The sequence below is a fragment of the Nocardia sp. NBC_01388 genome, assembly GCF_045040085.1.
Taxonomy (GTDB): Bacteria; Actinomycetota; Actinomycetes; order Mycobacteriales; family Mycobacteriaceae; genus Nocardia.
This window is the reverse complement of the sequence record NZ_CP109553.1, coordinates 8631441-8644797: the sequence shown is the minus strand read 5'-3', so window position 1 is coordinate 8644797 and position 13357 is coordinate 8631441. Positions and strand designations below refer to the sequence as shown.

The 13357-nt window shown below is 63.2% G+C and carries 14 protein-coding genes; 8 read left to right on the top strand and 6 right to left on the bottom strand.

Annotated features, from left to right (window positions below; translation table 11 throughout):
- The first annotated feature begins 10 nt into the window (after window positions 1-10).
- Window positions 11-1738, top strand: a complete 1728-nt coding sequence (locus OG716_RS40795) for a hypothetical protein (RefSeq protein WP_405135495.1) — start codon at window positions 11-13, stop codon at window positions 1736-1738.
- A 76-nt stretch (window positions 1739-1814) separates the two neighbouring features.
- On the opposite strand, the gene OG716_RS40790 is transcribed toward OG716_RS40795, so the two are convergent.
- Entirely contained in the window at window positions 1815-3152 is a 1338-nt protein-coding gene (locus OG716_RS40790; RefSeq protein ID WP_405135494.1) for a hypothetical protein, read from the bottom strand.
- Window positions 3153-3369: 217 nt separating this feature from the next.
- On the opposite strand from OG716_RS40790, the gene purN reads away from it, so the two are divergent.
- A complete protein-coding gene (gene purN / locus OG716_RS40785) occupies window positions 3370-3981 on the top strand; it encodes a phosphoribosylglycinamide formyltransferase (protein ID WP_405135493.1) in 612 nt (203 codons plus the stop codon).
- 78 nt (window positions 3982-4059) lie between these two features.
- Here the strand turns inward: purN and OG716_RS40780 are convergent, their stop codons facing one another.
- Both OG716_RS40780 and OG716_RS40775 read right to left on the bottom strand, forming a co-directional pair.
- Window positions 4060-4473: a hypothetical protein gene (locus OG716_RS40780; protein ID WP_405135492.1), complete on the bottom strand. Its 414-nt coding sequence runs from the start codon at window positions 4471-4473 to the stop codon at window positions 4060-4062.
- A gap of 370 nt (window positions 4474-4843) precedes the next feature.
- Window positions 4844-5728, bottom strand: coding sequence for a helix-turn-helix domain-containing protein (locus OG716_RS40775; RefSeq protein ID WP_405135491.1), 885 nt, complete (start codon window positions 5726-5728; stop codon window positions 4844-4846).
- Between the two features lie 132 nt (window positions 5729-5860).
- Here OG716_RS40775 and OG716_RS40770 point away from each other — a divergent pair, with 132 nt between their 5' ends.
- A complete protein-coding gene (locus OG716_RS40770) occupies window positions 5861-6934 on the top strand; it encodes a multiprotein-bridging factor 1 family protein (protein WP_405135490.1) in 1074 nt (357 codons plus the stop codon).
- Here the strand turns inward: OG716_RS40770 and OG716_RS40765 are convergent.
- The gene (locus tag OG716_RS40765; RefSeq protein WP_405135489.1) at window positions 6866-7468 is read right to left on the bottom strand and encodes an NUDIX hydrolase; all 603 of its coding nucleotides are present in this window, start codon (window positions 7466-7468) and stop codon (window positions 6866-6868) included. The genes OG716_RS40770 and OG716_RS40765 overlap by 69 nt on opposite strands.
- A gap of 432 nt (window positions 7469-7900) precedes the next feature.
- Here OG716_RS40765 and OG716_RS40760 point away from each other — a divergent pair, with 432 nt between their 5' ends.
- Window positions 7901-8926 (top strand): hypothetical protein, encoded by a 1026-nt coding sequence (locus OG716_RS40760; RefSeq protein ID WP_405135488.1) that lies wholly within the window; start codon window positions 7901-7903, stop codon window positions 8924-8926.
- Window positions 8923-9261 carry a hypothetical protein gene (locus OG716_RS40755; protein WP_405135487.1) on the top strand — a complete coding sequence of 113 codons (339 nt, stop codon included), beginning with the start codon at window positions 8923-8925 and terminating at the stop codon, window positions 9259-9261. Before OG716_RS40760 ends, OG716_RS40755 begins: the two co-directional genes overlap by 4 nt.
- Window positions 9262-9323: 62 nt before the next feature.
- Here OG716_RS40755 and OG716_RS40750 read toward each other — a convergent pair whose 3' ends face one another.
- Window positions 9324-10253 carry an SUMF1/EgtB/PvdO family nonheme iron enzyme gene (locus tag OG716_RS40750; RefSeq protein WP_405135486.1) on the bottom strand — a complete coding sequence of 310 codons (930 nt, stop codon included), beginning with the start codon at window positions 10251-10253 and terminating at the stop codon, window positions 9324-9326.
- Between the two features lie 63 nt (window positions 10254-10316).
- Window positions 10317-11096, bottom strand: a complete 780-nt coding sequence (locus OG716_RS40745; RefSeq protein WP_405140266.1) for an aminotransferase class IV — start codon at window positions 11094-11096, stop codon at window positions 10317-10319.
- Between the two features lie 167 nt (window positions 11097-11263).
- On the opposite strand from OG716_RS40745, the gene OG716_RS40740 reads away from it, so the two are divergent.
- The 3 genes from OG716_RS40740 to OG716_RS40730 all read left to right on the top strand — a co-directional run bounded on the left by OG716_RS40740 (window position 11264) and on the right by OG716_RS40730 (window position 13024).
- Window positions 11264-11692: a hypothetical protein gene (locus tag OG716_RS40740; protein ID WP_405135485.1), complete on the top strand. Its 429-nt coding sequence runs from the start codon at window positions 11264-11266 to the stop codon at window positions 11690-11692.
- A 231-nt stretch (window positions 11693-11923) separates the two neighbouring features.
- Window positions 11924-12130 (top strand): cold-shock protein, encoded by a 207-nt coding sequence (locus OG716_RS40735; RefSeq protein WP_405135484.1) that lies wholly within the window; start codon window positions 11924-11926, stop codon window positions 12128-12130.
- Between the two features lie 384 nt (window positions 12131-12514).
- Entirely contained in the window at window positions 12515-13024 is a 510-nt protein-coding gene (locus OG716_RS40730; RefSeq protein ID WP_405135483.1) for a hypothetical protein, read from the top strand.
- Window positions 13025-13357: the final 333 nt, after the last annotated feature.

The following is a 13357-nucleotide window of genomic DNA, read 5'->3' as shown; positions in this document are numbered from 1 at the left end:
GGGAGGGACCGTGGCTGAGCACTTTTGGTCCGACGAGGACTGGCAGGCCCTGCTGGCGGAGATGGTCGAGCTGATGCAGCGCATCCAGGATGGATCGTGGTCCAAGAGCTTCGGGTTCGAAGCCGAGTGGCGGGCCACGGCGAGCGAGGTCACGCGGCTCGAATTGGAGGGGGTATCGCAATCGGATCCGCAATTCCGCGATGCGGTGCTGCGTCACCGTGATGCATGTCGTGCCGAGTTGGACTACCAGAACGGCGTGGCGACGATGCACTGCCCTCATTGCCGCCACCTTCGGCACACTGCTCCGATTACGTTGCACGAGTTGGCGGTAGCGCAGATCGCGTGGGGATCGCGCCCGCAAGATCCCATCGAGATCTGTTTCGGTGAGGACGAGGCCGCGTGGGCGCGCGAGTCGGCGCTCTACCACTCCGGCGTCCTGGCACCGAATGACCGGTTCATCGCCGACGCCGATACGGTTCGGCGCTGGCGGTTTCTGCCCGGGTGCATGGTCTATGCCAGCAGCGCCGCCAGTGGTTCACTGCGGGTGCCGCTGGGCCGAGTCGCGTCGGTTTCCCCAAGTGCGCAGGGGTACACCGTACGACTGCGCGACCGCGAACCACCGGCCAGGGTCGCTCGGATCATCGTCCTGACCACCGATCCCGCCGAAACCGCCGTCGCCGAGGCACTGGGAGTCGACAACACCCAGTGGCAGGTCGGCGACGACGTGCACACACCGCCGACAAGCCTTATGGAATGCTCACGACCGAGCCCACCCGTCGAGCCACCACTGGCATCGGTGACCCAGCAGCCCGAATCCGCGACCACCGACCAGATGCAACGAGCAGCCGGCTGGATCGCGTTGACCTCCCACACAACCTACAGCCCGCTGTGGGGCCTGCGAGTCGATTACACCGCAACTGGTGGGGGGCTCGAAATCGCCTGGGGTAAAGGCCCTTTCGCTGGCGTGGTGGCAACATTCCTGGCCGGGGCACATGATCCGGACATGCCCGTGAGCTACACCCCTGAACAGGACCGCAGCGAAACCCGGGCCGTACTGGTCGTGGGAGGGGTGAGTGTGCGCCTTCACTCCTATAACCCCCACCCGGCTTTTCACGGACAGTATCTGCGCGCACCACAGTCATGGCGTTGGCCGCAACCATTACGCACTCACGGCGCAGCCCGCGATACCGTGCTGTGGATCCAGCAGGACGATCCGCTCGGCGACGCCCGCGCCGTGGTGATTCGCGTGCCATGGCTCTCGCAACCCCGCGCCGCGGCAAGCGGTGAGGAGTATGCGCTCATCGACATCGAGCACAAGGTCCCCAATTACAGTGCCGTACACACCGAAATCGGCTGGTACACCGCACTATCGACCGCCGACATCCGATTGCGCCGCGCCGATCCCGGTTGGAGTATCCGCGACGCCGACGAATGGCTCGACGACAAGCTACTCACCCCAACACGATCCACGTGGGCCACCTCGATGACTGCTGTCCTGTTCCCCGACCGCGCTGTCATGCGACTACACGCCCCCGGTCTACGCATCGAGGCGACGATATCCCACCCCGGCGACCCCGACCTGGTCCCTGCCGTCGTGCTCAGCGCCCTCCACCGCACACCCGCCGCACTCCCACGACATCTCCGGATCTCCAGAACCGGACACCACGACGAGCAGCTCATCACCTTAGCGGTCTCCGACGCGATGCCCCAGCCGGAAGCCGTGCCCAGGATTCTGTGACAACACCCTGATCCACACCACCGAAGCCAATGCCGCCTCCTTCCTGACTGACACCGATCTCGCTTTCGAAACCGAACTACCTGCTCAAATCCGCCGTTTTCGGGAGAATGCTGGTCCAGCGGTGTGCGACGGTCAGGATGGCCGGGTCCTCGCCGGTGGCGGTGTCGTCCGTGTGGGCCTGCATCATCGCGGTGGCGTAGTCGACGGCCGACACCCATCGCGCCCGCAGTTCTGGATAGTCGACGAGAATCGTTGCGTCACCGAAGATCTCACGCCACAGATCAGTGTCGATACTCGGATCGGCCGCCGAGAGCCGGGCAGCACGCAGACCGACTAATATCCCGGTCAGCCGCACCGGGCGCAGGTCCATATCAGCGCAGGCATGGATGCCCTGGACGTGAGCTTGCCGGTCGATGACCCCCGCGAGGACGCCCACTGCGTCGCCGTAGGCGAACCGGGGTACCCCCTGCACCCCGCATCGCTTCTCAGCCCAGTACGCCATGGCCTGTGCAACATTCTGTGCCCGCGCGAATTCGCACTGCCTGTCAGGATTTTCACGCGACTTGTTGCAGGCGAGATCGAGGTGGGTCATCTTGTCGTAGGCGTGCTCACCCAGAGCGCTCAGTTGCGGTGTGGATCGCAGCAGATTGTCGGTGGCTTCAATGTAGGCACGCCTGGGAAGTCCGGGATGCGGCTCGCCACCCAGCACCGGGAACTCACCCCCCGGCCAGGGCAACACAGGACGGCCGAATGTGCGCAGTGCCTCAAGGTAGACACGCAGACTGCCCTGGGTAGAGGACCAAGGCATGTAATTGAGGCTTCCTATCCGCACCCATCTCGTCCGCGCCTGATCGGTGGTCTTGAAGGTCATGTTTCCGCCCAGCAGGACGAGGGGGTAGGTGTCGATCGGTTCCACCACGGCGAAGACCTCCGCAGACTCCAGCGTCGAGTCGAGGTTTCGTTGCAGCTGGGCTATGAGCCCATCTGGATGTATCAGCACAGTCAGGAAATGACCGGGCACGAACTCGCCTACGAAGACCGAGACGAACCCGCGTTCTTCGAACCAGCCCACTGCGTCCTGGATCTGGGCACCGGCGGGAATGTCGCCGTAGGCTTCTCGCTCTTGCTCACACAGATATCCGCTGGTCGATAACCAACTCAGCAGCTCGTAGCGAACCGGTCCTTCCATCACACGTTGACCGACCGGCAGCGCGGTAGAGGCCGCGGCTTGCGTAGCTTCATCGCGCCATGCGCGTTCGCGGATCGTCAACGCTGCCGGCGTGAGATTGCTCGCGTTCATCGCGTATGCGGCGGAGTGGACCGCCAGCCGCTGCGGATCGTCGTGATGGTCGACCCGCCACCGCACCCCGATTTCGTGCAACTGCTGCAAATGCTCAATCCCCACGCCTGCCAAGATATCTCAGCCGGACCAGACCGGTCGGGCAATCCGAACAGACTGGGAACAGGGTCATCGCACAACAGCTGCTTCGCACTGATCGAGCGACACCATCCATCGCCGGCCAACTCGAGCCAGCGATGCCCTGCGGGGACTGCGATCGATTTGCTCGACTATCTCTGGGCAGGCTTGGCGTCAGCGAGCGTGCGTTCTGGATGTGGAAGAATTTTCGATCATGGGAACGCTCCGACTCGGTGTACTGGCTTCGCACAACGGATCGAATCTGGCAGCGCTACACCAGGCGTCGCTACTGCCGGACTCCGACTTCACCATCTCTGTCACGATCTCCAACAACTCCAGCAGCGGTGCGCTGGCCTACGCACGCGACCACGGTGTGCCCACACGGCATCTGTCCGGGCACACCCATCCCGATACCAAGGCCCTCGACAACGCGATGCGTGCGACCCTGGTCGAACATGGCGTCGATCTCGTCGTCACAGCAGGCTTCATGCGCAAGCTGGGACCTATTGTGCGCGAAACGTTTTCGAGCCGAATCATCAACATCCACCCCGCATTGTTGCCCGCCTTCGGAGGCGTCGGCTTTTTCGGCAACCGCGTCCATCAGGCCGTTCTCGACTCCGGCGACAAGATCAGCGGCCCGACTGTCCATCTCGTCGATGACGAATACGACACCGGTGAGATCATCGCCCAGTCCGAAGTCCCAGTCCTCCCAGACGACACCGTCGACACCCTCGCAGCTCGTGTGTTGGCCGCCGAGCACATCCTTTTGCCCACTGTCGTGCGCCAGCTCGCTTCCGGACATCAACTCCACCGCAACAAGAACTAGGCCTCACTGCCGGAGCAGATTAGTCTCCTGGCCCGCTGCGGAGCAGCTGCGGGGGATCTTCGCGGCCACCCTCCTCCATCATTGGGCGACCGTAGCGAACTGGTTGAGTTCGAACTCGCGATTGCGGACGCCGTCCATGAAGGCTTCGAATTCGTCGAAATCGAAGTGGAGAGCAGTCTGTTGACCTGGAAGGTGAGTGGAGAGTCGCGCCGTGAACGTGTAGCGACCGGTAGGCGATCGATCAATCTGCACGCATTGGCCTTCCTCTGCGCTGCCATCGCGAAGGGCTTCCTGAAATGCATCGAACTGATCGTCGGTAAACATCAGCAACTGGTCGAGGGGCAGCATCGCGGCCTGATCGGCGTCAGGCGTGGCCAGCTTGTCGTCCCAGATCACGGTCCACCCCTCCCTCCGGCCGATTCGCACGCACGAGTTCTGAGCCGCGCTTCGTGCTGCTTTGATGCAGTCGCGGGCGGTGAAGGTCGGGGGCATCGTTCATTCCTCTCGCATACAACTCGGGTCAGCCTGTCTCGCTTCTACCTTCATGGTTTCAGCGATTAACGCTCGTCACCCGACTACCGCGAAGTTACATGGGTGGGCGGGGCGGGCTCGTTCACGGGGCCTTGGGCCGCCAGTCGTGGGGTCTGTAACGCTCAGGGGTCCAGGTAGCGGCTAGCAGCATCCAGGGGACCGACGGCGCGTTCGTAGGATAGGTCCGTCGCAGAATCGCGCAAGGGTACGGACGGCTCGGCGGTGAGTAAGGCCGACCCGGCTTAGTCCTTGCACCCGCCACGGGATGTTCATTTCGCTACTCTCTGGACCGAAAGCTGCTCTCGGCCAACGGTTTCCTTCACTGCGACCGCTATAATCCTGTTCGTTGGCCCGTCATTGCGAGGTCGTCAATGAACTCTCGGGAATCCTCGCCACTCAGCGCCGCGGCGCTGAGTCGAGCGAAGAGCGTTTCGCGGGTACCGACGGGAAATTTGTCGATGATGTAGCGAATTTCTCCAAGAGCTTCGACCACGGCCAGTTCGAGATCTCCCGCTGCGCCTGGAGATGGAACCCTGATGAGGGTGTAGCGGTCTTCCATCCCGCCGCCCTCGACTGGGGTGTTGAACGGCAGGATCTGGATCAGGATGTTGGGACGCTGGGAGAGCTCTATGAGGTGCTTGAGTTGGTCAACCATGACCTGACCTTCGGGTTTGCCGTGTAGACGCCGCAGACATGATTCCGACAGGACGGCGTGGAACTCGGGGGCATTCGCCTTCACGAGATTGCGTTGGCGCTCGAGACGTGCCTGTACCCAGTCCTCGACTGTGACACCGTTGCCGGGGTCGGACATGTGCGCGTGAAGGGCCCGGATGTAGGACTCGCTTTGCAGGAGGCCAGGGATGATCTCGGATTCTGCGATGCGCAGGCGGTTGGCCTGTTCTTCGAGGTCGATGAGGAGCCTTAGTTCTTCGAGGTACACCCGTCGGTGCCCGCTCGTCCAGAAGCCGCGCTGGTACTTGTCTCTGCGCAGTTCGAGCAGGTTCTGGATGTAGTCCTCGTCGGTGAATCCCAACTCCTTGGCCAGCAACTGGAGGTCCCCGGCCGCGATCCTGCCCGTACCCGCGATCAGGCTGTTGATGCGCGACTGTCCGACCTCGATGATGTGCCCCGCCTCGGTTTGACTCTTGCCCGAGGCGCGAATCATGTAGTTGATCTCGCGCCCGAGTAGCAGTCCCCGGGCAGTTCGCGTAGCCATGAGCACCACCGTAGCTGTTATCCGGATATGAACGATTCGGTTCCTGAATTCTGATTATCAGCCTATGGTTACCTGAACAACGACACCAGCGGCCACACAGGGCGAGAAGCTGACTTCAGGGAGGCGGTGGCGATGGACGGCACGCAGATCAAGTCAGCACGCACCCGACGCGGTTGGTCGCAGGCGCAGCTGTTGGGCGCCTTGCGCGCTCATGCCAGCCAGCAGGGAATCGCGTTGATGTCTGCCAACAGTCTGCGAGTTGCGTTGTCGCGCTGGGAAAATGGGCACATGAAGCCGGACGGGCTGCACAGTCGCATGCTCAGGCAGGTACTCGAGTTTCCGACGACAACCGTCGATCCTTCACACGGCGGCACTCTGTTCGAGGTCCTACTGACCCACACCAACAGCCTGCGCATGCTCGATCGACGATTCGGCGCTCCGGCGGCTCGCCTGCAAACAGCCGCGCACGTCACTGCACTGGAGGCGATGTGGCACGCCAGCAAAGGTGCAGACCGCGTCATCATCGCCAGAGCGCAGGCAGATGCTGCGGCCCTGGCGGCCTGGCAGGATTTCGATGTAGGAGATCCGACCGCCGCCGCCACGCACTACGAGCAAGCCCGCGCCGCTGCACTTCGGGCAGAGGATCCGATCATGCTGGCCCATACAGTCGGTGAAGAGTCTGTCATGCTCGCCGAGACTGGACGAGCAACCGCGGCGTTAGCCCAGGTTGCTGAGGCGGAAAGGACGGCGGGCTTGCCACCGCTGCTGCGGTCCTGGCTTTCAGCCACCGTTGCTCAGGTAGCGACCCATTGCCCTGAACAGGGGGCGACGGCGCGCGATGCGCTCGCTATTGCCGAGGCACTGCTACCGATCGACAGATCGTGCGAGGACGAGATGCCGTTCATCGCCCACAACGAAACGCACCTTTCCCGATGGGCCGGTCATATTCTCGCGCGACTGGGCGATCCGGCGGCTGCCACCCTTACTCGCGACTCGATGCAGGTCATTCCCGAGGACTTCGTCAGAGCACGCTGCGCGCAACAGCTCGACCTCGCCCAAGCCGCGATCAACGCCGGCCGTGGAGAAGAAGCGGCGTTACTGCTGTCCGACTCGGTAGCTCACATCAGCGACTTGGGATCAGGGCGTCTGCGCCGTCGGCACCACTTGCTCGAGCGCCGAAGCCACAAGCTCTTGGCCGCCAGCTAGGCTCACCGCAGCCAGCATTCCGACCGCGGTACCTGTTCCCAGAAGCTGACCGCCGACCAGCAACTCGGCGGTTCTGGCCAGCGGAACCCACACGAGCCGCCCCGCCTCCTCGGCGTCCGCAGGGGGTCCGATCTGCCGTGGACCGTGCCCGAGGTAGATGTAATGAGGTGTCTGCACCAAACCGGGCATCGGCTCCAATACCGCTACCAGAGTGAGCTGCTCGACCGAGAATCCTGTTTCCTCGAGCAGCTCGCGGTGCGCGCACACGTCGGGGGCCTCGCCTGATTCCAGGATGCCGCCCGGCGACTCGTAGCCGATCGTGTCGACAATCCACCGGTGACGTTGAAGCAGTAGCGCCCGGCCTTGGTCATCGATGGCGGTGACGGTCGAGACTGGGTTCAGGCGTACCGCGTGATGGTGCCGGTCGACTCCATCGGGGGTCGTGATGTGGTGGCGCTCCACCGACAACCATGGTTGGCCGTCATATACGACCTTTCCGGAATGGACCGTGGTGCGCGGCGGCCGATCAATCATGTCCCTACGGTACCGGCGGGTTGTCGGTTGCTGGACGCCCGATTCGTTTGCTGAATGCTACGAGTTGCTACGTTCCCGGAACGCCTTGGTACGACCACGCTGGACTCATGTCCTGGTTGAGTGTCGAGGCGGCAGCACGATGCACCAAACGCCGACTGCGTAAACGACGCAGCGAGGGCGGTGCCGGGCGCGTGAACACTACTTGGGCAGACGACCACAACGGCTTCGGACATCCGTCGGCGTCTGTAGTCGGTTTGAGCGCCAGCGAGCTGACGTTGACCGCCGTGACTGCGCGGGCAGCCCTGAATCGTCCTACGAGCGTATCGACGGAGTTGTGGGCACAAGCTGCCGCACTTTTGTCGGCGGAGCTTGAGGACGATTAGCGATTTGGCGTCTCGTCGTGAATTTGGTTCAGACAGGCAGGAGTCGGATATGTCGACCGTGCGCCCATTTGAGATCACGCGCTGCGACTTGTCCAAGCACGCCACTGATGAGGACACCTTCGAACGGCCGCATGCAGCGAGTTTCTTCCGTAGCGGTGCAAGGGAATTGGAGACAGCGGCCTCGGAGCCGGTGATCTTCGGTTACCTGCGGTACCCGCTGCTCGGAGAGCAACGAGCCGGGATGGTCAAGGCTATCGAGGCACGGGCAGAGTCATGCGGGGGCTCGGTATTGGACGTGTATTACGAGGCGGCCTCACCAGTGGCGATGTTGTGGACCCTGATTCAGGGCCTGGATCGGCGCTCGAGTGGGCATCTGGTATCCGCGGTGACGGACTACGCGCGGGCTCAGGGCGTCGATGTGCGGGATGTGGTCGATGCCGGCCAGGTGCCGCCTGTGCGCTGGAGAGAGCTGGTTGCTGAGCTCGATCGGCTTCGTGGTGGCTGGATCATCGTGCCGTCGCCCCATGATTTCGACCATCTTGGCGAGCCCAGACACATTGTGCTGCAACGCCTTGCGTCGATGAACGTGCGTGTGGCGTACCTCCACGGCGGTGCCAGCGCTGCGGAGCCGGGGCAGCGAGATGCAGCTGCGCCGCCGCTAGACGGCACCGAGATCGGCCAGTTCAGGGTGAGCGCGTTCGGTCTGGCGACAGAGGTTACGAAACTGAGCGCGCAGATGTATTTGAACCGCGCTGGCCTGGCGTATCTGGTCGACGCCGTGGTCGATCTGCTGGGTGACCTGACCGTGCGGCGGGTGGAAGACACACTGGTTCCAGGCCAGACAAACGAGTTGACGGTGCAGCTGATTCGGCGACCGGAGTCCTTGATGATCCAGGTCAGTGAAACCCACGACCATGCTGGGGACCCGATCAGTGAGACGGCTCGCGCCATCTGTGGGCCGGAGGGTGTCCAGCAGTCGAAGGCTGCCGACGGCGGGACGGTCACCCGCTTTGAAATCGGGCTCACCGAGAAGAACGCCTTCGATCCGGTCTCGACTGTTCGGAGGCCGATATGACGCAGGTGCGGGCGTACGGGATTGTGCGGAGCGACTTGTCGACGGACACCACAGGACAAGACGTTCATGAGATTCGTGACCTGTCCATGCTGCACGGGTTCGATTTGCGTGGCGTCACGATCGAGCATGGTGATGCGCACTTCGGGCTGTTGCTGGCGACGCTGGCGCCTTCGCATATCACCACGTTGATTGTGCCGACAGTCGTACATCTGACTGGCTGGCTGGACGCGGCCCGGCAAGACGCAAGCGTGTGGACGCTAAGGCCTGCGGGCTACTGGCCATCACTGAAAGCGTGGGGCGGGGCCGCGGAGTTCGTTCCGGTGGGGCTGAAATGATCGCGGCATCGCGGCTGGAGGGTCTGACTGGAGGACCATCGAGCGGGCACGCGCGCCGCCGACTACTGCGGCCCTCTATTCAATTCTGTTGTGACGCATCGAAATCCGGTGTCATCGTCGCTCATCGAGTGGTCGGCGTCGTTGAAAGCGGCGGGGACGGCCGCTTCGAGGAGGCTGTTGAAGCTCGATCCTTTGAGTTCGTATCTGCCGGGTGCCGATGTGGTCGAGAGCCATTCCCAGACGTTTCCGGCGAGATCGAAAACGCCGAAAGGGCTTGCGCCGGACTTGTATCGGTCGACCGGTGTGGTGGCACCGCTGCGGTCGCGAACCTTGCAGTTGCATTTGGCTGGAGTCGGTTGGTTACCCCACGGCCATGTAGCGCCGACGGTGCCGCGGGCAGCCTTCTCCCATTGGGCCGTGCTGGGCAGCTTTTTGTTGGCCCAGCGCGTGTATGCGTCCGCGTCGTCGTGGGTGACCCATACGACGGGGTGACCGACGATCTCGGCCGGCGGGTTGCTGCCGTCCCAGTGACGAGGTGGTGGATATCCGACCGCATTCACGAACATCTTGTAATCGCTGTTTGTTACCGGGTAAGTGTCGATGTGGTACCCGGGCAGCCAAACCGGCTGGTCCAGCGGTCCGGACAGGTAGACACCTTCGGGGATCCAAGTCATCGACCGTCCGTCGATGGGGTGGCGGATGCGGTCGGGCTGTACCAGCTGTTCACCGTTCGGTGCGTCGCCGATAGCGTCGGCTGGCACGGACTGGATGAACCGCGCTTGTTCGTCGAGGTTCAGCCGGGACAGCGAGGTGTCAAGCGCAAGTTGGTTGACCGGGCGCGGCTTGATGGCTTCGCCGTCGGCTTCCCAAATGGATACAGTGCGCACAGCCACGCCGAGGTGGCCGGCGAAGTCGATCAGGCTCATGCGCCGCGCTTCGCGCAACGCTTTCACATCGACTCCGGTCCACGGCCGAACGAGGCTGATGGTCATTTCCAGCGGTGCCCTTTCCCGATGTGGCGTATCAGCCTAATCGAATCGAGTGGTGCTGGTGAGCTAGATCCGTTGCGGCGGAATGGATTCGTACTGTTTCCGAAGAGTTGCGACCAGTTCGTGTTCAGGCCAGCGAACATCGTCGACGGAGGCCACGGTGCGCACACCTGTCGCGGCGTTGGTCGCCACCGCGCCGACGTAGCGCTCCAGCCCGGGGTTCGTGATCCGCTCGGTCAGGACTTCTTCGTCGCGGACCTGGTTGATCAGCCGCATGGTGGTTCCGGCAAGAACCTCGGCGCGAGGCCAGACCAGCTGCCCTTCATCGGTGATGAAAGCGATGTTGCTGGTGGCGATTTCGCTGACCGAGCCATCTCTGTCGGTGAACAGCACATCGTCGAATCCGGCGCGTTGAGCCAAGGCACGCTGGTATTCCGCACCGAACAGACCCAGGTGTTTGACCTTGGGGACATCGCGCGAATACACAACCGATTGCAGGCGAAGCGGCGGCTGCGGCGTCGACGGTGCTTCCCGCATGGTGATCAGCAGCTCTGGGTGGGCGGGATCTCCCGGTCGAGCCAGCGTCAGCTTCCGGTCATAGACGGTCACTCGCACGACGACATCGACATCGACATCGCGTATTGCATGGCGCACCGCATCACGGATGCGGTCGGGGTCCAACAGGGCGTCGAACACAGTGCGGCAGTCGCGGGCCAGCCGATCCAGATGCAGTTCGAGGCCACGAACCGAGCCGTTCCGGACGTGCATCGAGGTGAAATGCCCGAAACCGACCAGGCCCAGGGGCGCGAGATCGTCCGCTGTGGCCGGTGCAGCGTTGAGTTCCATCATGACGTCAGTGTTCCACCACCGGCGGCCCGCGCAGAAGTCGGCCGACGTCGAATTGCAGTGGAATTGCAGTGCGTTGCAGTGATATTGCAGTTCCGCATATCCTGTGCCGCGCCAATGCTGAGGTGCATGGAACACGCGGATGCGTCGTCCGCCAGGAAAGCGGTATGAGTACCGCGGCCCTGGTTCGGGGCAGTGAGGACTTACCGGACTGGCATGAGCTCATGGCGGCATTCAGCGCGTGGAGTGCCGGTGAGCATCCGGTCACAGCTTGCGCGTGCCGCTTGGCGCGTCTGCACCGGCGGCGGTGCCCGCGGCGCCGCAAGGTTGTCGCTCGCCGCCGAGCGCAGTTGATCGAGGCGATTGATGCGTGGGCAGCCGACCATCTATGCAGTCCGGCCAGGGTGGGGTCGATCGGCGTCTATGTCGATCGCATGGCCGCAGCAGTAGCGGAGGCCCACAGGGCCCTACGAAATGGTGAGCCGATGAGCGGTGCGGTGCACACAGCGTTCACCGACGCGGCGGTGTTGGCGGCCGGCTGGACCGAGATCACCTCTGCGGCTGTGCCGCGCGTCTATCTGGGCGTGGACCAATGACACGCGACAAGGCGTCGGTTCGCGCACATCCGCCCACTGAAATCGCACTGGCTACACGGCGAGGACTCCCCTGTCGTCCACAGACATGTGCGGCCCATGAGCGACCTCCCAAGAACCATCCGGACCTGATCGAAGTGCCTCAGCGAGATGGGAATCGCCGCGGCGGTCCGGACACCCGCGACGGCATTCCGCCGTCGCTAACCACCCAACGGAAATCAGAGGGGTTAGGCAATGCCGTACGGCACAGTGAAATGGTTCGACGATCAGAAGGGATTCGGCTTCATTGCGCCGGAAGACGGCACACCCGATCTGTTCGTCCATTACACCGGGATAGCCGGTGCAGGACATCGTTCCCTGGTCGAGCGTCAGCGCGTCGGTTACAACGTCGTCGAGGGCCGGAAGGGACCCCAGGCCACCAGCGTGCGGGCAGTGTGCTGAGCGTCATGTCGCCACAGCAGAGCGGATGTGAGGCAATCGTGGCCTCATTCGTTGGCTCCAACCGTGACCGGGCCGTCTACGGCGATACCGCCTACGAGTTCGAACCGACCCGAGACATCAAGGGGCACTTACTCTTCAGATACGGCATACATAACTGCTTGGGTGCGCCATTAGCGCGGCTGGCAGCGCGCGTGGCACTGCCGGCACTGTTCGAGCGCTTCCCAGACATGCGGCTGGCTACCCCGGTCGCTGACCTGGGCCAGTTGCCCAGCCCGGTAATGAACGGGCACCTGGCGCTCCGGTCCATCTCCGGCCGTGCGTACGCGCCATCGCCCAATTCGACTGCACACCTTCCGTTTCCAAGAACTCCGGCTGAGGAGCCTCATGACCAGTACCGCCGCCCTTCCATCGCTCGACACCACCAGCGATTCGGGCGCCGCGCTGGGTACCTCCATCGCCGCCGCGCTCGGCGTCGGCGAGTCCTACACCCAGTCTCGACACCTCTACGAACAGCTCTACGGAAACACCCGATACGACCGCACCACCCGCGCTCTGACCGTGCGCACGTATCGAATCCGCGCGTTGATGTTGCCCGTCTCGCTCGGTGTTGCGGCGCACGCGGCGCTGGGTCAGCGACAGTTACCGATCTTCAGTGTCGGAAACGACGCCATTCGAGTGTTCCTCACCGCGCCGCCGTCACCGGACGACCATGTCGCCCGGTGCAATACGGATCTCTTCAAGCTGGCCGTCACGGCTGTGGGTCCAGGTACGGAGCTGGCTTTACCGACCCCGGGTAACGATCGGCGGCAGTGGCTGAACGGCCTACCGACAGAAGACTGCCTGCCGACATACGTCGAGGTCGTCGATGCGGTCATAGGAGCACGCCATGAGTGATTGGGCACTGCCCGAGTCGAGTCTGCGGGATCTGGCGTTGGCCGGTGAGGGCACCCGGCAACCGGTCGGCCGCTGTCAGCGATCGGACCTCATCGACCGTATCCCCCGCCGAAGCCCACCTCCGCAAGGCCACTCGCCAGCTCGACAGGTGGAAGGCGCTCATGAATCCACGGACCGCGCCAGCCCACATCACCGCGAATTCCATTGGTATGACTGTCTTCTCATTCGGCATCAACGAAGGAGGGTGCACCGAATGAACTCCGATTAGCCGACGCAGGCACGCCCACTGCAATAGCCGTTCGGCGAAGAACACACACTCTGGCCGAAATCAGG